Here is a 19,924-nt window from a genome sequence, read left to right on the forward strand (position 1 = left end):
CCATGGCCTCACTCTACGACCGTCTCATCCTGCCTCGGCTGCTGACCTGCGCCTGCGCCTCGCCGCCGATGATGAAGCAGCGCGCCAAGATCGTGCCGCTGGCCAGCGGCCGGGTGCTCGAACTGGGCGTCGGCATGGGCCTCAACCTCAGCTTCTATGACCTGGCGAAGGTGACCCGGGTCGATGGGGTCGATCCCTCGTTCGAACTGCGCGCGCAGGCCCAGGCGGCGCCGCACGACCCGCGATTGTCGGTGGAGATCCGCGAGGGAACAGCCGAGGCCCTGCCCTACGAGGACGCCTCCTTCGACACCGTGGTCTGCACCTTCACGCTTTGCTCGGTCCACACACCGACGGCTGCGCTGCAGGAGGCGAGGCGGGTGTTGAAGCCCAGCGGCCGGTTCCTCTTCTGCGAACACGGTCTGGCCCCGGACGCAGACGTCGCCAAATGGCAACGGCGCATCGAGCCGCTGTGGAAGCGGATCGCCGGCGGTTGCCATCTCAGCCGCCCCATCGCGCGCGCCATCGAGACGCAAGGTTTCGAGGTCGAATGGATGGACTCGATGTACCTGCCCGGAACGCCGCGGTTCGCGGGCTGGAACGAGTGGGGTGGGGCAAAACCCGCATAGGCGTCTAAGCAAACCCTAATTGGCCAGCGAAGCGCGCAGGCGTAGATTTTCCTCGTCGGGGGGCCGGATGGCCCCATGTTCGTCGAGCGTGACACCAGCCCGCTGTACTACCTGAACGCAGACGCACGTGGCGGCGTCGTCGGCGCTAAGAACAGCTATACGGTCGCTGAAGCGGCCAATCAGCTGATCCGGGGCGATCCCGGCTGGTCCGGCTCGCTCGGCGCGCCGGCGACCATCAGCTACGGATTCCGCGCCAACGCCCCCTCCCCCATGCCGGAGGACACCGCCGGCTTCTCGCGCTTCAACACCGCCCAAATCGTCCAGGCGGAGCTGGCCCTGGGCGGCTGGAGCGACGTGGCCAACATCAAGTTCCAGCGGGTCGGCTCCGGAACGTCCGGCGAGGGCGCCTATTCCGACCAGGCGACGATCCTGTTCTCGAACTATGCGGGCGGACAGGCGTCGGCCACCGCCTTCGCCTACTATCCCGGCTCGACCGCCAGCACCGCGCTCGCCGGCGACGTTTGGGTCAACGGCGCCCAGGGCACCAACGCCACCCCCGTCCAGGGCAATTACGGCGCCTCGGTGCTGCTGCACGAGATCGGCCACGCCATCGGCCTGGCCCATCCGGCCGACTATGACGCCAGCGGCGGCGCCAGCTACGCATCGAGCGCGATCTATTACGAGGACTCCCGCCAGTACACGGTGATGAGCTACTTCAACGAGTCCAACACGGGCGCCTATTTCGCCGGACGCTATTCGGCCTCGCCCCTGCTGGACGACATCGCGGCAGCGCAGCTGGCCTATGGGGCCAACATGTCGACCCGCCTGGGTGACACGACTTACGGCTACAACTCCACCGCCGGGCGGCCTTGGTTCGACGTGGTGGCTTCCGGCTCGCGGCTGATCTTCGCGGTGTGGGACGCCGGCGGAGTCGACACCTTCGATTTTTCCGGATTTGGCGTCAGCCAGAAGATCGACCTGCGGCCCGGCTTCTTCTCCGACGTCGGGGGCCTGACCGGCAATGTGGCGGTGGCGGTCGGCGCGATCATCGAGAACGCGATCGGCGGCGGCGCCAACGACACCATCAACGGCAACGACGCGGCGAACTCCCTCGCTGGAGCGGTCGGCGACGACGCCCTCTATGGCGGCGCGGGCGCCGACACGCTCACCGGCGCGGGCGGGCGCGACTTCATCCGCGGCGAGGCGGGCGACGATCTGCTGAACGGCGGCGCGGACTTCGACGACCTGCAGGGCAATATGGGTCGCGACACGGTCTATGGCGGCCAAGGCGACGACTGGGTGGTCGGCGGCCAGGACAACGACCAACTGTTCGGCGAGGACGGCGCCGACACCATGTACGGCAACATGGGCGACGATACGATTACCGCCAGCATCGGCGCTGACCTGATCCGCGGCGGCCAGCACAACGACATCATCCGTGGCGAGGATGGCGACGACTGGATCTCGGGCGACCGCGGCGACGACACCATTTGGGGCGGCGCTGGTGCAGACAGTTTCCACACCTGGGGTGACGCCGGGCGGGACCAGGTGATGGACTTTAACCGCGGCGAGGGCGACAGGGTGCTGGTGAGCGAAGGCGCGACCTGGAGCTTGGCCCAGACCGGAGCCGATACGGTGATAACGCTCAGCGGCGGCGCCCAGATGACCTTGATGGGCGTCAACGCAGGCGCCTTGAGCGCGGGCTGGATCATCGCGATCTAGGTCCGCGTTTCGCGCGCTCGCCCTCCAAGTCGCCCGATCGCGGCTGCAACGAGCGGGGCGAACTCCGTAATTCTTTCGCAAGCTTGCCGCCGGATATGTGAGCGGGCCAGGACGGCGTTGCTCGCCCCCTCCGCTGGCCTGCGATTTCCGTTGGGGCTTCCGGAAGAAGCGTATGCTTGCCGATCGCGACATCACTCCGCAGCACTTCCTGAATGCCGACGAACGCGGCGGCGTGGCCGGCTCCAAGACCAGCTACACGGTCGCGCAGGCCGCTGATCAGCTGATCCGGGGCGAGCCCGGCTGGTCCGGCTCACTCGGCGCGCCGGCGACCATCAGCTACGGCTTTCGGGCCAATGCGCCGCTGAGCATGCCCGACGACACCACCGGGTTCTCGCGCTTCAACGAAGCCCAGATCGCGCAGGCCGAATTGGCCCTGGCCGGCTGGAGCGACGTGGCCAACATCAAATTCATACGGGTAGGCTTCGCGACCTTCGGCGAAGGCGCCTATTCCGACCAGGCGACGATCCTGTTCGCCAACTATTCGGGCGGGCAGTCCTCGGCGAGCGCCTTCGCCTACTTCCCGGGCTCACAATCGAGCAATTCCCTGGCCGGCGACGTCTGGGTGAACGTCAGCCAGGGGACCAACGCCAACCCTTCCCAAGGCAATTATGGCGCGCAAGTCCTGGTCCACGAGATCGGCCACGCCATCGGCCTCGACCATCCGGCCGACTACGATTCCGACAGCGCCGCGACCTATGCGACCAGCGCGATCTACTACGAGGATTCCCGTCAGTTCACGGTGATGAGCTACTTCGGCGAGAGCAACACCGGCGGCTACTTCGGCGGGCGCTACGCCGCCGCGCCGATGCTCGACGACATAGCCGCCGCCCAGATGGAGTACGGGGCCAACATGTCGACCCGCACGGGCGACACGACCTACGGCTTCAATTCGACGGCTGCACGGCCCTGGTTCGACGTGGTCGCCTCGGGCTCGAAGCTGATCTTCGCGGTCTGGGACGCCGGCGGCGTCGATACGTTTGATTTTTCCGGCTTCTCGAACGACCAGCTAATCGACCTGCGGGCCGGCTACTTCTCCAATGTCGGCGGTTTGACCGGAAACGTGGCGGTGGCGGCCGGCGCGACCATTGAGAACGCCATCGGCGGCCTGGCTAACGACACCATCAACGGCAATGCAGCGGCCAACAGCCTGACCGGCGCGGTCGGCGACGACGATCTATATGGCGGCGCGGGCAATGACAGCGTGAACGGCGGCGACGGACAGGATTTCATCCGCGGCGAAGCCGGCGCCGACTACCTGGTCGGCGGCGCGGCCTTCGACGACATGCACGGCAACATGGGCGCGGACACGGTCTATGGCGGCCAGGGCGACGATTGGGTGGTCGGCGGTCAGGACAACGACCAGCTGTTCGGCGAGGACGGAGCCGACATCATGTACGGCAACATGGGCGACGACACGATGACGGCGTCCATCGGCGCCGACCTGATGCGCGGCGGCCAGCACAACGACATCATGTACGGTGACGCTGGCGACGACTGGATGTCCGGCGACCGCGGCGCCGACACCATGTGGGGCGGGACCGGCGCAGACAGCTTCCACACCTGGGGCGACGCCGAGCTCGACCGGGTGATGGATTTCGACCGTGCCGAGAGCGATCGTGTGCTGGTCAGCGAAGGCGCGACCTGGACGGTCGCCCAGGTCGGCGCGGACACGGTGATATCGCTCAGCGGCGGCGCCCAGATGGTTCTGGTCGGCGTCAGCGCGGCGTCTCTTGGCCCCGGCTGGATCGTCGCGATCTAACCGGGCGGCTCAAAAAGGCTAGAGCTGGTTGTACTCGCCGCAGCGGCACTTCACGACGACGTCGCGCATGGCGCCGTTATCCTTGCCAGTCATCACGACTTCTTCGCAGGCGCCGCAGAGAAAGGCCGAGCCGGGCTGATCGGCGTCGATCGCGGCGGTTTCCACCGCTTGAATCACTTCACGCCGTCCGATGAACAGGCTGGGGAAAACTCGAAGTGACGTCATGATCATCGGAACTGCCTCATTCTGACCCGCAGGGGCCGTACGCTACTGAGCACCTGCAAAAGCGACGTACCGTTATTCTGCTGCGGCGCAATGACGGAATGATGTCGCCCACTAGAAAAACACGCTGAGTGGCCCGCAAGCCGCCGGCGCCGTTTCCGAAGGCGGACCGGAACCCTCGGGCCGCGGCCTCGTTTCAAGGGTTCCATCCCAAGGAGACGTGGGCGCTGCGGCGCACCCCAACAGTGGAGAGCCAGATGACCAACGCCTATGGCACCAACGGCGAGGCCCGCGCGGCCGTGCGTGAAGCCGCCGATAGCTTCAAGGACGCCGCTGGCGACGTCCGCGACACCCGGCGGGCGGCCAAGGACGCGCGCAAGAGTGCGGTCGCAGCCTCCGGCGCCCTGGCCGAAGCCGCCACCAGCTTCGCCCGCGACGCCCGCTCGGTCGTGGAAGAAAAGGCGGCCCAGGCCCGCACCGAGGCCGAACGCCAGTACGGCAAGCTGAAGGTCCAAGCCAAGCAGCGCGCCGAAGAGGCCGACGTCTTCGTACATGAGCGTCCCTATGTGGCCCTCGGGGCGGCGGCGCTCGCCGGGTTCCTCATCGGCCACCTGATCAGCGCGAGCCGATCGAGCTACGTGGTGCTGCGCGAAGATCACTAGGGGCGTCCTGGCGCCGATCCTGCTCCCGGGGCGTCTATCGCTCCGGGTGAGGATCAAACATGGACACCCTCCTGCCGCCCTATGAACTGGACATCGCTCCGGACGGCGAGCGCTGGCGCTATCGCAAGCGCTGGACCAAGGGCCTGCGCCGCTTCCTCCCGGCGCTCTGGCACGCCACAGACGAGGCCGGCGTGCAGCTCTTGAAGCAGGACGCCGGCCACCTGGACCAGGCCCCGCACTAGGCCACGGCGCGGCTCGGCGCCATCGCGGTTCGGGATCGGATCGGTTCGTGATATGGTGCGGCGATTGACGACGCCCTGAATTGCGCCGCCGTCGACTGTTCCGGGTATGGCTTTCGCTCCGCGAGCCTCCGGTCACCTGGAAGGGCCGCCTGTGCCCGCCCGCCACATACTGCAGCCGATCGACCCCGGGCTGAGTCTGGCCTTAGCCATGGTCGCGGCCTCCGCTGCGCCGCTGCTCCTCATCGATGGCGACCTTAAGATCATCGCCGCGAGCGACTCATTCAGCCGCGCCTTTGGCGTCGACGCGCCGGTCGGCCGTCTGCTGACCGAGGTTGGGGCTGGGGAATGGCGCCTGCCCCAGCTGCAGATGCTGCTGGAGGCCACCGCCGACGGCATCGCCGCCATCGACGCCTACGAGATTGACCTGAAACGTCCAGGCCGGCCAGATCGCCGCCTGGTGATCAACGTCCAGAAGCTCGCCTACGGCGACCCGGACCAGCTGCGGCTGCTCGTGGCGATCGCCGATGTGACCGACGCCAGGCTGGCCACCAAGAAGGACCAGGACCAGTTGCAGGAAAGCGCCGCCCGTCACGAGGAGCTGGCCAACAAGAATGAGGCCCTGATGCAGGAGATCAGCCATCGGGTCGCCAACAGCCTGCAGATCATCGCCAGCGTGCTCATGCAGAACGCCCGCTCCGCCCAGTCGCCGGAAGCCCGCGACCACCTGCGCGACGCCCATGCCCGGGTGATGTCCATCGCCGACCTCCAGCAACAACTGGCGGGCGCCACCACGGGCTCGGTGGAACTGCGCGCCTATCTCACCAAGCTCTGCGCCACCATCGCCGCGTCTATGATCCCTGATCCCGCCAGGCTCGAACTGGAAGTGGTCGCCGACGAGGTCACCGTCGACGCTGGCGTGTCGGTCAGCATCGGTCTGGTCGTCACCGAACTGGTGATCAACGCCCTGAAACACGCCTTTCCCAGCAACCGAGCCGGCAAGATCACGGTCGACTATCAGACCGACGGGCCGATCTGGACGCTCTCGGTGGCCGACACCGGGATCGGCATGTCGAAGGACGCCCCCGCCTCCTCAGGCCTCGGCACAAGCATCATTCAGGCTCTCGCCCGCCAATTGAAGGCGCGGATAGATCTTGAGGACATGACCCCTGGGACCCGGGTCTCGCTCATCCATACGCCCGTCGCGTTGGCAACCGCCGATGATGTGGATCCGGTGACCGAAGAGGCTGCCTAGACCCCACGTGCCTGGCTGCGACGCCCGAGGTCGCGCAGCCCGCCCTCGGAACGGCCAGGGTATCCGCGCGTTCGAAATTCAACACGGTTCCTGTAACGCTCCAAATATAGAGCACCTGCCGTTGCGTTCGAGTCACCCAATTGATCTGGCTTTAGTGTAAGGCAATGCATAAGTCTTAATGTTTTGTAATTTGTGAGCCTTCCACTTCGCGCCAGGCATCGCCCAAGACCGCATCTCCGCTTGTCCGCGAGGCATCGATGACTGACGAAATCTCGACTCCTTCCCTTCACGCCTCGGCCTCAGACCCCTTGAAGCTGCCCCAAGCGAAGGACGATTGCATTGTCCTCTACGCCAGCGACGAGGTCCTGGGCGCGTTCCGGCTTGATAGTCTTCAGCTATTGGACAACGACCTCGGCGGAAACGCGAAGCACCTCGTCTCTGTCGACGGCCGTCAGGTCACGCTCAACGACAACGGCACGATCATCGTCGACAGCGACGCCTTCGCAGGTTCGGGGTCGTACGCCTTCGCCTACACCATCCAAATGGGGAACGGCGCTCTCAGCACGGCACGGGTCGATCTACACCTCCGCAACGACCTGAACCTGCTCGTAAACGGCTCCTTCGAAACGCCGGATCAGGGGGCCGCCCAGAACTGGTTCCAGCTTCCCGAAGCTACTGTACCGGGTTGGACCAACCTTGGCGGCAATAGCATCGAACTTTGGGCCAATGGCTACGGAGGCGTGACGGCGGCGGACGGCCACCAGGTCGCCGAACTGGACTGGGCAGGCGATGTCGACACGCTGACCCAGACAGTGGATGCGGTCGAGGGCGCGAAGTACGCGCTCAGGTTTTCGCTTGCGGCGCGCGCGGACGCTCCACTTCCGACCAGCACCGTCCTCGTGTTCTGGAACGGAACGCTGGTGGACACCATCGCGCCGCACAGCGTCGATTTCACAAATTACGTCCGCGAGGTGACCGGCGCGGCGGGCGCGGACGTGCTGACGTTTCGCGAGCTCGCGGCGGACAACGACGGCCAGGGCGCGCTAGTCGATCGGGTTTCGCTCAACGCCTTCGACTGGACCTACGCGGTCGAGGGCTGGACCTGCCCCCCTGAGGACCAGCACGGCAACGGCGGCCACGGCGGAATTCACGGATCAAGCGGCGACGACGACATCGTCTGCGGGCCAGGCGACCACTTCTTGCGGGGAGAACTTGGCAACGACGCCATCCGCGGCGGCGCCGGATTCGACGACATGAATGGCAACCAGGGCAACGACACGTTGTCTGGCGGCTCGGGAAACGACTGGGTGGTCGGAGGAAAGGACGCTGATCTGCTCAGCGGTGAGGCAGGCAACGACATCGTCTACGGGAACATCGGAAACGACACCCTCCATGGGGGCGACAACAACGACGTCATGCGGGGCGGCCAGGATGACGATTTCGTTTTCGGGGGACCAGGCGATGACTGGCTGGCTGGCGACAGGGGAAACGACACCCTGATGGGCGGCGCCGGCGCCGATATTTTCCATACGCATGGGGCCGCAGGACTAGATCTCGTGACCGACTTCCATCTAGCCGAGGGCGACAGGGTGAATGTTCTGTCCGGCGCACCTTACGCCGTCAGCCAGATCGAGGGCGACACCGTGATCGACATCAGCGGCGGCGGACGAATGATCCTGGTCGGAGTACAGATGTCGAGCCTCACCAGCGACTGGATCTTCAGCAGCTAGTCCGGGCGGCGTGCAGACTTCGCTATAGCGCGACCATGGTTGGGATGCGATGTCGGTCCCGGCCAACTGGCCGACTGCGACCGCGTCCCTTGAAGTGGTAGCTGGGGGCGGGATCGAACCGCCGACCTGTGGGTTATGAATCCACCGCTCTAACCATCTGAGCTACCCAGCCGCCGGGCCTTTCGGCGAGGCGCGGTTTATAGGGTGGGTTTTTCGCATCTTCAAGCGGGTTGGATGCGACGTCTCGACCAAAAGCGGATTCCGTTTTCGACCGGCCCACTCTAGGGTCTGGCCCGCATGAGCGTCCTGCATCTTCTCGGAACGGCCGGCGAAGGCGGCGCGGAGACCTACTTCCTCGACCTGGTCGCGGCTTTGGCCGGCGACGGGGTGAGGCAGTCGGCGGGCATCCGCGCCAATCCTAACCGCCAGGCGGCCTTGGATCGCCTGAACGTGCCGACCGGAATCTTCCGCTTCGGCGGCCCCATCGACCTGCTGACCAAGCCCAAGCTGAACGGCTTCGCCCAAAAGCACGACGTGAAGCTGGCCCTGGCCTGGATGAACCGCGCCGCGCGCCATACGCCGACGGGGCCCTGGGCGCGGGTCGGCCGGTTGGGGGGCTACTACAACCTCAAATACTACAAGGGTTTCGACGAGCTGGTCGCCAATACCGAGGACATCGCCGAGTGGGTGGTCGGCCAGGGTTGGCCGGCCGGCAAGGTCCGCTACATCCCCAATTTTGCGCTGGCGCCGCCCGACGCGGCCCCCGCCGACCGCGCCGCGCTGACCACGCCCGAGGACGTGCCGCTGCTGCTGGCCATGGGCCGGCTGCACGATTCGAAGGCGCATGACGTGGCGTTGGAAGCCCTGACCAAGGTCCCCGAGGCCTATCTGTGGATCGCTGGGGCCGGGGCGCTGGAGGGCAAGCTGCGGGCCATGGCCGACGCGCTCGGCGTTGGCCGTCGGGTGCGGTTCCTGGGCTGGCGCAACGATCCGTCCGCCCTCTATCGCGCGGCCGACATCTGCGTCTTCCCATCGCGCTACGAGCCGCTGGGCAATGTGGTGATCCAGTCCTGGGCCCATGGTCTGCCGGTAGTCGCCGCCGCCAGCCAAGGCCCCGCCGCCCTGATCAAGAACGAAGAGGACGGTTTGCTGGTCCCGATCGACGCGGCCGACGCTCTGGCCGAGGCGATCAACCGGCTGATCGCCGACCCGATGCTGTGCATCCGCATGGTGCAGAACGGTTCGGAACGGGTGGAGGCCGAGTTCTCGCCCAGCGCGGTGGTCGCCCAATGGCGCGAGTTGTTCGCCGACTACGGGGCCGGTTGATGTGCGGCATCGCGGGGATCCTCGGACCGGGCGGCTCGGCTCGGCCGATGATCGAGGCTCTGACCCATCGCGGGCCCAACGGCGTGTTCGTCGAGGAGGCGCCCGGCCGCTCGCTGGCCCATGCGCGGCTCTCGATCATCGATCTGGAAGGCGGCTGGCAGCCGCTGCACGGGGCCGGATCGACGGTGATCGGCAACGGCGAGATCTACAACTATGTCGAACTGGCCGAAGAATTCGGACTGAAGGACCAGCTCGGAACCGGCTCCGACTTCGAGCCGCTGCTGCACATCTACGCCAAGGAGGGCCACGCAGCGTTCGCACGGCTTCGGGGCATGTACGCCTTCTGCCTGGTCGGGACCGACGGCCGCACCTGGCTGGTGCGCGATCCGTTCGGGATCAAGCCGCTCTATCTGCTCGAGCATGATGGCCAGGTGGCCTTCGCTTCGGAACCGCGCGCCTTCCTGGCCGCAGGCCTGATCGGCGCTGAGCTGTCGGAAGACCGGGCGCGCGAGCTGCTGGCCTTCAACTACACCCTGACCGAGGAGACGATCTTCAAGGGCCTGCGCCGACTGGCGCCGGGCGAGATCGTCGAAGTGGTCGATGGCAAGATCACGCCGCGCGAGCACCGCCCGGCCATCGCCGCGCCCCCTGCCCGCAGCGGCGGTTCGGAAGACGAGCTCATCCGCCGCCTGGACGGGGTGTTGGAGGACAGCGTCAAGGTCCACCAGCGCTCGGACGTTCCCTACGGCCTATTCCTGTCCGGCGGCATCGACTCGGCGGCCATCGCCACCCTGATGGCGCGGCTGAACGCGCGGCCGGTGACCGCCTTCACCTGCGGTTTCGACGCGCCAGGCGCCCGTGACGAGCGGGCCGCGGCCGAAAAGGTGGCCAGCGCCCTGAAGCTCGACTGGCGCGAGACCAGCTTCGACGAGGCCGACTTCTGGCGGATCCTGCCACAGGTCGCCTGGGCGATGGACGATCCCACCGCCGACTACGCCACGCTGCCGACCTACAAGCTGGCCGAGGCCGCCAAGGGCACGCTGACCGTGGTGCTGACCGGCGAAGGCGGCGACGAGTTGTTCGGCGGTTATGGCCGCTACCGGCGCGCCCTGCGCCCGGCCTGGCTGGGCGGCCGTGCGGCCGAGCCGCGGACGCCCGATCAGGGCGTGGTGGAGCGCTGGCGCGCCGCCGCCAAGGCTCCGCCGGGCCTGACCCGGCTGCAACAGGCTCAGTGGGCCGACATCGCCACCTGGCTGCCCAACGACCTGCTGCTGAAGCTCGACCGCTGCCTGATGGCGCATGGGCTGGAAGGCCGCACGCCGTTCCTGGACCCGCAGGTCGCCGCCTTCGCCTTCCCGCTCCCCGACCGCATGAAGGTGCGCGGGCGCTACGGCAAATGGCTGCTGCGGACCTGGCTGGAGCGCGCCTGCCCCGCCGCCGAACCCTGGGCGCGGAAGAAGGGCTTCACCGTGCCGGTGGACGCCTGGATTGCGCCGCGCGCCGGCCAGATCGCCGAGCGGATCGGCAAGGTCGCGGCGGTGCGCCAATTGCTGGGGGCCGAAACCGCGGCCGCGGCGTTCACCTCCGAAACCTCCGGCCGCTGGCCGCTGCTGTTCTTCGCCGTCTGGGCGCTGATCCATCTGGAGGGCGCGGCTCCGGCCGAGGCCCTGACCGCCGTCGCCGGCCCCATCTGACCTTGGAGCACCACCCTATGCGCCGCCTACTTCTGACCACCGCCCTCGCCGCTCTGGTCGCCGCCTGCGGCGGGGCCGACGGCCAGGCCCAACCCGCGGGCCCCGGCGCCCCGGTCGCCACCAAGCCCGCCAACGCCCCCGACCAGCAGCCCGCCTTCGCCGGCCAGACCCGCGCGCCCGAGGAAAAGCTGGGCGTCGCCTACGAGGTGCAGACGGTGGCTGAGGGGCTGAACAAGCCCTGGGCCCTGGCCTTCCTGCCGGACGGACGGCTGCTGGTGACCGAGAAGCCCACCGGCCAACTGCGGATCGTGGCCAAGGACGGGACCTTGTCCGGACCGATCACCGGCCTGCCGGCGGTGGACGGGCGCAACCAGGGCGGCCTGCTAGGCCTGGCCATCGATCCGAACTTCGCCAAGAACGGCCTGGTCTACTGGAGCTATTCCGAAGCGGCGGAAGGCGGCGGCAACCACACCGCCGTGGCCCGCGGCAAGCTGGCCGGCGACAAGGTCACCGGCGTGCAGGTGATCTTCCGCCAGAGCCCGTCGCTGGAATCGACCCTGCACTTCGGCGGCCGCCTGGTCTTCGCCCGCGACGGCAAGCTGTTCATCACCACCGGCGAGCGTTCGATCCTGCCCGGTCGGGTCCAGGCCCAGCAGCTGGACGGCACGCTGGGCAAGGTGGTGCGGATCAACGCCGACGGCACGATCCCCAAGGATAACCCCTTCGTCGGCCAGGCCGGCGTGAAGCCTGAGATCTGGTCCTACGGCCACCGCAACATTCAGGCGGCGGCGCTGGATCCCAAGACCGGGGCGCTATGGGAAGTCGAGCACGGCGCACGCGGCGGCGACGAATTGAATCATCCGCAGGCCGGCAAGAACTACGGCTGGCCGACCATCACCTATGGCGTGGAGTATTCCGGCAAGCCGATCGGCGAAGGGATCACGGCCAAGGAAGGCTTGGAGCAGCCGGTCTACTACTGGGATCCGGTGATCGGCCCGTCGGGCATGGCCTTCTATGAGGCCGGTCTGTTCCCGGCCTGGAAAGGCAGCGTCTTCATCGGCGGTCTGGCTACAAAGAGCCTGGTCCGCCTGAGCCTGAAAGACGGCAAGGTGACTGGCGAGGAGCGCTTTGACCTTGGCGAGCGCATCCGCGACGTGATCGTCGGTCCCGACGGCGCCCTGTACCTGGTGACGGACAGCGACAAGGGTCGGGTGCTGAAGCTGGTCCCGAAGGCCTAGAGCCCCAGCCGCCCGGCCACCTCTTCGCCGATGGCTAGCGAAGAGGTCAGGCCGGGGCTTTCGATGCCGAACAGGGCGACAAGGCCTGGCAGGCCATGGACGTCCTGGCCGTCGATCTGGAAGTCCGGCTGCTGCTCGCCGGGGCCGTGCAGTTTCGGACGGATGCCGGCGTAGTCGGGCGCCAGAGCGCCGTCCGGCAGGCCCGGCCAGAACTTGCGGATGTACTGGTAGAACTCGCCGGCCAGGGCCGGATCGACGCTGTAGTCGATCTCCTCGACATAGTGCAGGTCGGGGCCGAACACCGCCTGGCCGCCGAGGTCGCGGCGATAGTGGGTGCCCAGCGCGCCCGGGATCGGCGGCGGATAGATCAGCCGCGCGAACGGCGCCCTGCCGCTGAGCCGGAAATAGACCCCCTTTCCGTAGCGGCCCTTTGGGATCACCTCCTTGGGGAAGCCCTCGATGGTCGCGGCGACGTCCTGGGCCGAAAGCCCCGGGGCCGTGACCAGCAGCCGGGCGGTCAGGGTGGTCGGCTCCTCGCCGCCGGCGCGAATGGAATAGCCTCCGCCGTCCAGCGGCGTCGCGCCCTCGAACGGGGTGGAGGTGACCACCGCGCCGCCGGCGGCCTCTATCTCGCCCCGCAGGGCCAGCATGTAGCTGTGGCTGTCGAACACCCCGCTCTGCGGCGAAATCAGCGCGCCTTCACAGTAGAGGTCGGGCTCCAGGGCCAGCGCCTGGGCCTTGGTCAGCCGCGCCATCTCCTCGACGTCGTTGGCCTGCGCCTGCTTAAGAATGCCGTCGAGGCGTTCCAGCTCGGCCGGGCCGGTAGCGACCACCAGCTTGCCGCAGCGGTCGTAGGCGACCTTGTGGCTGTCGAGGAATGCGTAGAGCGCGCGGCGCCCCTGGACGCACAACCGGGCCTTCAACGAACCGGTCGGATAGTAGAGCCCGCCGTGGATCACCTCGGAATTGCGAGCCGAGACACCCTCGCCGATGATCGGCCCCGCCTCCAGCACCGCCACCACCAGGCCGCGCCGCGACAGCGCATAGCCGCACGCCAAGCCTACGGCCCCGGCGCCCACCACGACTGCATCGAAATCGAAATCCGCCATGGCCAAGGCCTAGCTGAACGTCACGGCGATGCAAACCTTCACCGCCGGGGTGTGGCAGGCGCAGGCGGCCTTCGCCCAGGCCGTGCGGAAGACGGTGCGCTAGCCAGGCGAGAACAGCAGCCGCACCTGCTCGCGATAGAGCAGCAGCTGCTGGGCCATGACCCGTGGGTCGTCCAGGGTCTTGGAGATGGTCAGGGCCGAGGCGGTGATGCCGAACACCGCGTCGGCCATGGCGACCAGATCGGGTTCGCTCCGTGCCGGATAGGCCGCCGCGATGTCCTCCAGCCACGGCAGGAAGCGCCGTCGCCAGGCGTGCAGGCCCTCGACGTTCATCGCCGCCACCTGGCGATCGAAGGCCTGGTCCTGGAAGGTGATGATCGCGACGATGCAGCCGGGGTGCTGTACCACGGCCTCAACCATCGCCTCGGCGTAGAGCTTCAGGAAGATGAGGAAGCTGTGCAGCGGGTCGTCGGATAGCTCGCGCGCCCGAGCCTCGATCGCATCCTGGAACGCCCCGTTCTCGGCCTGGTAGCGCTCGAGCATCTGGCGGGCGAGATCGTTCTTGTCGCGGAAGTGGTAGAAGAAGCCGCTCTTGGTGATACCCGCCTCGGCCACCAATTCCTCGATCGAGGTTGCCGTGAAGCCTTTGCGGATCACCGAGTCATAGGCCAGGTCGAGCAGGCGCTCGCGGGTTCGAGCACCCTTTGACTGTACCTTCGGTGCGGTTTTCTCACTCAGCTGTTCCGGCATCCGCAGCATCCGCTGGGTTCGGGATCGCGCAACGCTTTCAGATAACACGGAAATCCAAGAGGCCGCAAAACCAACCGCGCGTCGGCTAGAGGCCGCGCCCGCGACGAAATACCCCTTACCGCCCGAAACAAGGAGATACCCGATGTCTCAACGAGACCGATCCGGGGCGGATCTGACCGGGGCCAGCCCCTTCGCCGCCGAAAAATACCAAACCGCGCTGGACGCCTACTACTGCTACGCCGGCGATCCGATCACCCCGCTGGAGGACGCACTCACCGACAGTCCTCAGTTCGTCATGGGCCACGCCCTGATGGCCTATCTGACCCTGATCGGGTCGAACGCGGAGGTGATGCAGCGGGGCCTTCAGGCCTATCAGGCGGCGCTTCCCCTCACCGCCAACGACCGTGAACGCGGCCACGTGCAGGCGATCGGCGCCTTGATCGACGGCGAGCCAAAAATGGCCGCTCGGATCCTGGAAGACGTGTCGATCGACAATCCGCGCGACACCCTGGCGCTACAGGCCGGCCAGTTGTTCGACTTCCTGGTCGGCGACAGCCGGATGCTGCGCGATCGCATCGGCCGCGCCCTGCCCTTCTGGTCGCGCCAGGCGCCGGACTATCACGCCGTGCTCGGCATGCATGCGTTCGGCCTGGAGGAGACCGCGCTCTACGATCGCGCCGAAGACACGGGACGCGAGGCGCTTGAGCTGGAGCCGCGCAACGGCTGGGCCCGGCACGCGGTGGCTCATGTGCTGGAGATGCAGGACCGCCGCCGCGACGGGATCGCCCTCTTCCGCGACGACCTGCGGGCCTGGACCGAGGACAGCTTCTTCCAGGTCCACAACTGGTGGCACTTGGCGCTCTTCCATCTGGGTCTGGGCGAGGTGGAAGAGGTGCTCTCGCTCTATGATGGCCCGATCTGGGGCGCGAAGTCCGACACGGCCCTCGACATGGTGGACGCGGCAGCGATCCTGTGGCGGCTCAGTCTCCGGGGCGTGCCAGTGGGCGCACGCTGGAATGACCTGGCCGATGCTTATGAGGCCAAGCCGGACAAGGGGGCCTACGCCTTCGACGACGCCCACGCGATGATGGCTTTCGTCGGCGCGGGCCGCCCCGACGCCGCCAAGGCCCTGCTGAAGCTGCAGGACATGGCCCTGGTTGGCCCTGGCGACAACGCCGGCTTCGTGCGCGAGGTCGGCTTGCCGCTGATGGAAGGGCTCAAGGCGTTCGGCGACGAGCGCTATGGCATCGCCATCGAGCGGCTACGGGACGTGCGCAACCGGGCCGCTCGTTTCGGCGGCAGCCACGCCCAGCGCGACCTGATCGACCTGACGCTGATCGAGGCGGCATCGCGCCACCGCGACCACGCCCTCGAACAGGCGCTGCTGGCCGAACGCGCCCAGGCCCTGCCGACCGCCAACCAGCCCGGCCGGCAGGCGGAGCGGGCCTGAGGATTGGGCCGCAGCTTAAGCTGCGGCCTGTTCCCACTTGGCCCAGAGTTTGGCCTCGTCGACCTTGGCGATCTTCACCGAGGCGTCCTTGATGTGGCCGAAGCCACGGATGCCTTGCGGGACCTGGGCGATCTGGGTCGCCAGCGGCAGGCGCTCGGCGTCGAGACCAACCAGCAGCTTGTCGAGGCCGGCCTCGTATTCCGCGATCAAGCCGCGCTCCATCTTCCGCTCTTCTGAGTAGCCGAAGATGTCCAGCGGACCGCCGCGCAGGCCCTTCATCTGAGCCAGCACCGGGAAGGCGGCGTCCAGCATCCAGCCCCCGAAGGCGATCTTCTTCGGCTTGCCGTCCGGGCCTTTGGGCGCGAGCAGCGGCGGGGAGAGCATGACCTTGGTCTTGCCGCCCTTGAAGGTCTTGGCGCGTTCGGCGGCGAAGCGGCCGTCGGTGTAGAGCCGCGCGACCTCGTACTCGTCCTTGTAGGCCATCAGCTTGTAGAGGTTGACGGCCACCGCGCGGGTCAGGAGCTGCGAACCGAACGGCCCCTCGGCGGCCGCCACCCGGGCCACCTTGTCGGCGTAGCGCTTGGCATAGCCGGCGTCCTGGTAGGCGGTCAGTTCGCGGGTCCGGTGAGCGATCAGCTCGTCCAGCGGCATGGTTTCCGGCGTCGGGGTCGCGTCCTCGGCCTCCCCGCGCTGGCTGGGATCATGCGCCACTCGACGGCCGAGCTCGAAGGCCTGGAGATTGGCTTCGGCCTGGACGCCGTTCAGGCGGATGGCGCGGTAGACGGCGCGGCTGGAGAGCGGGATCAGGCCCTTCTGCCAGGCGAAGCCGACCATGATCATGTTGGCGTAGATGGCGTCGCCGAAGTTGGTCTCGGCCAGATGGTGGGCCGGGCATTCGTCGTAGGCTTTGGCCGCGGCCTTGATCCGGCGTGACATCGAGCCGGAGTTGAAGCTGACATCGCGGTCGGTGACGAAATCGGCGGTGGGCGCGAAGTCCTCGTTGCCCACGGCCACCGTGCGGTCCTTGGCGTAGAGCGCCAGGGCGTCGGCGCCGGCCGCCGAGAGGATGTCGCAAGCGATCAGCACGTGAGCGCTGGCCGCGGGCACCCGCCCGCCGACCACCGTATCCTCGGTCTCGCCGATGCGGACGTGGGAGAACACCGCCCCGCCCTTCTGGGCGAGGCCGGTCATGTCGACCACCGAGGAGGCGCGGCCGTCGACGTGGGCAGCCATGGCCAGGATCGAGGCGACCGTGGTCACCCCGGTGCCGCCGATGCCGGTGAAGACGATGTTGCGCACACCTTCCAGCGGCTCGAAGGCCGGCAGCGGCGTGGAGTCGGCCGTGAGCGCCGGCATCGCCTTGGCGTGAGCGTTCTCGCCGCCTTCGATGGTGATGAAGGACGGGCAGAAGCCTTCCAGGCAGGAGTAGTCGGTGTTGCAGCTCGACTGGTTGATCTTCCGCTTGCGGCCGAACTCGGTGTTCAGCGGCTCGACGGAGACGCAGTTCGACTTCTTCGAGCAGTCGCCGCAGCCTTCGCAGACCAGCGGGTTGATGAAGACGCGCTTGGTGGCGACGTCCATCTTGCCGCGCTTGCGGCGGCGGCGCTTCTCGGTGGCGCAGACCTGATCGTAGAGCAGGACGGTGGTGCCGGGGGTCTCGCGCAGCATCATCTGCACGGCCATCAGTTCGGAGCGCGGCTTGACCTCGACACCGGGCGCCAGACCGCTGACGCCCTCGTAGCGGCTGGGATCATCGGCGACGATCACTGTCTTGGCGACGCCTTCAGAGGCGAGTTGGCGGGTGATCTGAGCCGGGGTGAAACCGCTCTCGGCCGCCTGCCCGCCGGTCATGGCGACCGCGTCGTTGAACAGCAGCTTGTAGGTGACGTGGCTCTCGGCCGCGACCGAAGCGCGGATCGCCAGCGAGCCAGAGTGGTTGTAGGTGCCGTCGCCCAGGTTCACGAACACATGCGGTTCGGTGGTGAACGGCGCCGAGCCGACCCAGGTCAGGCCCTCGCCGCCCATGTGGCTGTTGAGGTCGGTCTGCGGGTCAGAGAAGCTGGCCATGTAGTGGCAGCCGATGCCGGCCAGCGCACGGGTCCCTTCCGGCAGCCGGGTCGAGGTGTTGTGCGGGCAGCCCGAGCAGAAGAACGGCTTGCGCTGTTGCTCGGCGGCCAGGGTGACCGCAGCCATGGAGGCGGCCGAAACCCGGGCGAGGTAGTCGTTGACCCGCTCCATATGCGGGCCGGGGGGAAGTCGGTCGGCGATCGCCAGGGCGACCTCGGCCACCGACAGCGAGCCGAGCTCCGAGAGCAGCGGATGTCCCTGCTCGTCCACCTTGCCGACGATCTTCGGACGCGCATGGGCCGGCAGGTCGTAAAGGGCCGAGCGGGCCTGGGTTTCGATCAGCGGGCGCTTGTGCTCGATGACCATCATCGTCTCGAGGCCGGCGGCGAACGAACGCAGACCGGTCGGCTCGAGCGGCCAGGGCATGCCGACCTTGTAGATGGCGACGCCCAGGTCGGAGGCTTCCTTCTCGGAGATGCCCATGGCCGCGAAGGCCTCGATCACGTCCTTGTAGGCCTGGCCCTGACAGACGATGCCCAGGCGCGGGCGGTTCGAACCCAGCATCACCCGGTCGATACGGTTGGCGCGGGCGAATGCCAGAGCGGCCGGGATCTTGAAGTTGCGGAGCCGGCGCTCCTTTTCCAGCGGCTGGTCCTTCAGACGAATGCCCAGCCCGCCGGCCGGAATGTTGAAGTTGGTCGGGACCACGATCTGGTGGCGATCGATCGAGACGTCGATGGTGACGCCGCTGTCCATGGTGTCGGCCAGGGCGATCAGCCCGACCCAGACCCCGGAGAACCGCGACATGGCGATGCCCATCAGGCCGTAGTCGAGAACCTCCTGCACATCGGCCGGCGACAGCACCGGCATCTCGAAGTCCTGGAAGGCGAACTCGGACTGCGACGGCAAGGTCGAGGACTTGCAGTTATGGTCGTCGCCGGCCACGGCCAGAACGCCGCCCTTGGCCCAGGTCCCGGCGAAGTTGGCGTGCTTGAAGGCGTCGCCGGTGCGGTCCACACCAGGGGCCTTGCCGTACCACATGCCGGTCACGCCATCGAACTTGGCGCCCGGGAACAGATTGGCTTGCTGGCTGCCCCACACGGCGGTGGCGGCCAGATCTTCGTTGAGGCCTTCCTTGAAGACGACCTCGGCTTCCTTGAGGAACTTGCCGGCGCGATGCGCCTGCTGGTCCAGCCCGCCGAGCGGCGAACCCCGGTAGCCGGAGACGAACCCGGCGGTGTTCAGGCCCGCGGCCTTGTCCAGACGATGCTGGTCCATCATCACACGGAGCAGCGCCTGGACGCCCGTGATGAAAACCCGACCTTCCGTGAGCAGGAATTTGTCGTCGAGCGTCACGTCAGCGTGCCGCATAGCAATATCTTTCCTTTTCGGCTCCCCAATGCCTATAGAAGATCATATAAGATCGATGGAATTGCTTGCCAAAGGCGTGCCCCGCAAAGCCCATTTCGGGGCAAGAATGACGCTCATAAGCGCCGTTTAATGGAGGAAAAATTGTCCGAGGCCCTCGACGCGGTCGATGCCAAGATTCTCGACCTCATCCAGCATGACGCCGGATTGTCGGTCGCCGAGATCGCAGAGCGAGTAGGATTGTCCTCCAGCCCATGCTGGCGGCGGATCAAACGGCTCGAGGACACCGGGGTCATTCAACGCCGCGTGACCATTCTCGACCGCGACCTGCTGGGCCTCGGCTTCGAAGTCTATTGCACGGTCAAGCTCAGCCTGCCGACCAAGGACAACCTCGACGCCTTCGAGTCGGCGATCACCAAGCTGCCGGAAGTGGTGCAATGCGCCACGGTCACCGGCGCCGCCGACTATGAACTGCGGATCGTCACCCGCGACATGCACGCCTTCGACGACTTCCTGCGCGACAAGATCCTGTCGCTGGGCCTGGTCTCGAACATCGAGAGCCGGATCGTGATTCGCTCGGTGAAACACACCACCGCTGCGCCGCTCGGACTGGTCAGCCCCTATGTGAGCGCCCAGAGCTAGACGAC

The 19,924-nt window shown here is 67.2% G+C and carries 16 protein-coding genes and 1 tRNA gene; 12 read left to right on the forward strand and 5 right to left on the reverse strand.

The window, feature by feature from the left end; all coding sequences use genetic code 11:
- The first annotated feature begins 2 nt into the window (after window positions 1-2).
- The 3 genes from AC1DQJ_RS12475 (at window position 3) to AC1DQJ_RS12485 (ending at window position 4,167) form a co-directional block, all read left to right on the forward strand.
- A complete protein-coding gene (locus AC1DQJ_RS12475) occupies window positions 3-626 on the forward strand; it encodes a class I SAM-dependent methyltransferase (protein ID WP_477603703.1) in 624 nt (207 codons plus the stop codon).
- Between the two features lie 75 nt (window positions 627-701).
- Window positions 702-2,348, forward strand: a complete 1,647-nt coding sequence (locus AC1DQJ_RS12480; protein ID WP_477603705.1) for a M10 family metallopeptidase C-terminal domain-containing protein — start codon at window positions 702-704, stop codon at window positions 2,346-2,348.
- Between the two features lie 172 nt (window positions 2,349-2,520).
- Window positions 2,521-4,167, forward strand: a complete 1,647-nt coding sequence (locus tag AC1DQJ_RS12485) for a M10 family metallopeptidase C-terminal domain-containing protein (protein ID WP_477603707.1) — start codon at window positions 2,521-2,523, stop codon at window positions 4,165-4,167.
- A gap of 18 nt (window positions 4,168-4,185) precedes the next feature.
- On the opposite strand, the gene AC1DQJ_RS12490 is transcribed toward AC1DQJ_RS12485, so the two are convergent.
- The gene (locus tag AC1DQJ_RS12490; protein WP_477603709.1) at window positions 4,186-4,398 is read right to left on the reverse strand and encodes a hypothetical protein; all 213 of its coding nucleotides are present in this window, start codon (window positions 4,396-4,398) and stop codon (window positions 4,186-4,188) included.
- A gap of 248 nt (window positions 4,399-4,646) precedes the next feature.
- On the opposite strand from AC1DQJ_RS12490, the gene AC1DQJ_RS12495 reads away from it, so the two are divergent.
- From AC1DQJ_RS12495 to AC1DQJ_RS12510, 4 genes are all read left to right on the forward strand, one after another.
- Window positions 4,647-5,051, forward strand: coding sequence for a glycine zipper domain-containing protein (locus tag AC1DQJ_RS12495; RefSeq protein ID WP_477603711.1), 405 nt, complete (start codon window positions 4,647-4,649; stop codon window positions 5,049-5,051).
- A 59-nt stretch (window positions 5,052-5,110) separates the two neighbouring features.
- Window positions 5,111-5,293 carry a hypothetical protein gene (locus tag AC1DQJ_RS12500; protein ID WP_477603713.1) on the forward strand — a complete coding sequence of 61 codons (183 nt, stop codon included), beginning with the start codon at window positions 5,111-5,113 and terminating at the stop codon, window positions 5,291-5,293.
- Window positions 5,294-5,444: 151 nt separating this feature from the next.
- On the forward strand, window positions 5,445-6,545 hold the full coding sequence (locus tag AC1DQJ_RS12505) for a sensor histidine kinase (RefSeq protein ID WP_477603715.1): 1,101 nt from the start codon (window positions 5,445-5,447) through the stop codon (window positions 6,543-6,545).
- Between the two features lie 257 nt (window positions 6,546-6,802).
- Window positions 6,803-8,275, forward strand: a complete 1,473-nt coding sequence (locus AC1DQJ_RS12510; protein WP_477603717.1) for a hypothetical protein — start codon at window positions 6,803-6,805, stop codon at window positions 8,273-8,275.
- A 95-nt stretch (window positions 8,276-8,370) separates the two neighbouring features.
- Here AC1DQJ_RS12510 and AC1DQJ_RS12515 read toward each other — a convergent pair.
- Window positions 8,371-8,447: transfer RNA gene (locus AC1DQJ_RS12515), tRNA-Met, on the reverse strand.
- Between the two features lie 125 nt (window positions 8,448-8,572).
- On the opposite strand from AC1DQJ_RS12515, the gene AC1DQJ_RS12520 reads away from it, so the two are divergent.
- Genes AC1DQJ_RS12520 through AC1DQJ_RS12530 form a run of 3 tightly spaced genes read left to right on the forward strand, consistent with a single transcriptional unit; the run spans window position 8,573 to window position 12,533 of the window.
- Entirely contained in the window at window positions 8,573-9,601 is a 1,029-nt protein-coding gene (locus AC1DQJ_RS12520) for a glycosyltransferase (protein ID WP_477603719.1), read from the forward strand.
- Entirely contained in the window at window positions 9,601-11,295 is a 1,695-nt protein-coding gene (gene asnB, locus AC1DQJ_RS12525; RefSeq protein ID WP_477603721.1) for an asparagine synthase (glutamine-hydrolyzing), read from the forward strand. Before AC1DQJ_RS12520 ends, asnB begins: the two co-directional genes overlap by 1 nt.
- A 17-nt stretch (window positions 11,296-11,312) precedes the next feature.
- Complete coding sequence (locus tag AC1DQJ_RS12530) at window positions 11,313-12,533, forward strand: PQQ-dependent sugar dehydrogenase (RefSeq protein ID WP_477603723.1); 1,221 nt, start codon at window positions 11,313-11,315, stop codon at window positions 12,531-12,533.
- On the opposite strand, the gene AC1DQJ_RS12535 is transcribed toward AC1DQJ_RS12530, so the two are convergent.
- The gene (locus AC1DQJ_RS12535) at window positions 12,530-13,642 is read right to left on the reverse strand and encodes an NAD(P)/FAD-dependent oxidoreductase (protein WP_477603725.1); all 1,113 of its coding nucleotides are present in this window, start codon (window positions 13,640-13,642) and stop codon (window positions 12,530-12,532) included. The genes AC1DQJ_RS12530 and AC1DQJ_RS12535 overlap by 4 nt on opposite strands.
- A 99-nt stretch (window positions 13,643-13,741) precedes the next feature.
- Window positions 13,742-14,392: a TetR/AcrR family transcriptional regulator gene (locus AC1DQJ_RS12540; RefSeq protein WP_477603727.1), complete on the reverse strand. Its 651-nt coding sequence runs from the start codon at window positions 14,390-14,392 to the stop codon at window positions 13,742-13,744.
- A 142-nt stretch (window positions 14,393-14,534) separates the two neighbouring features.
- Between AC1DQJ_RS12540 and AC1DQJ_RS12545 the strand changes: the two genes are divergently transcribed.
- Window positions 14,535-15,842 (forward strand): tetratricopeptide repeat protein, encoded by a 1,308-nt coding sequence (locus AC1DQJ_RS12545; RefSeq protein ID WP_477603729.1) that lies wholly within the window; start codon window positions 14,535-14,537, stop codon window positions 15,840-15,842.
- A 15-nt stretch (window positions 15,843-15,857) separates the two neighbouring features.
- On the opposite strand, the gene AC1DQJ_RS12550 is transcribed toward AC1DQJ_RS12545, so the two are convergent.
- Window positions 15,858-19,280: an indolepyruvate ferredoxin oxidoreductase family protein gene (locus tag AC1DQJ_RS12550; RefSeq protein WP_477603731.1), complete on the reverse strand. Its 3,423-nt coding sequence runs from the start codon at window positions 19,278-19,280 to the stop codon at window positions 15,858-15,860.
- 141 nt (window positions 19,281-19,421) lie between these two features.
- Between AC1DQJ_RS12550 and AC1DQJ_RS12555 the strand changes: the two genes are divergently transcribed.
- Window positions 19,422-19,919 carry an Lrp/AsnC family transcriptional regulator gene (locus tag AC1DQJ_RS12555; protein ID WP_477603733.1) on the forward strand — a complete coding sequence of 166 codons (498 nt, stop codon included), beginning with the start codon at window positions 19,422-19,424 and terminating at the stop codon, window positions 19,917-19,919.
- Window positions 19,920-19,924 lie beyond the last annotated feature (5 nt).

The sequence above is a fragment of the Phenylobacterium sp. P4_E10 genome (genome assembly GCF_056401675.1).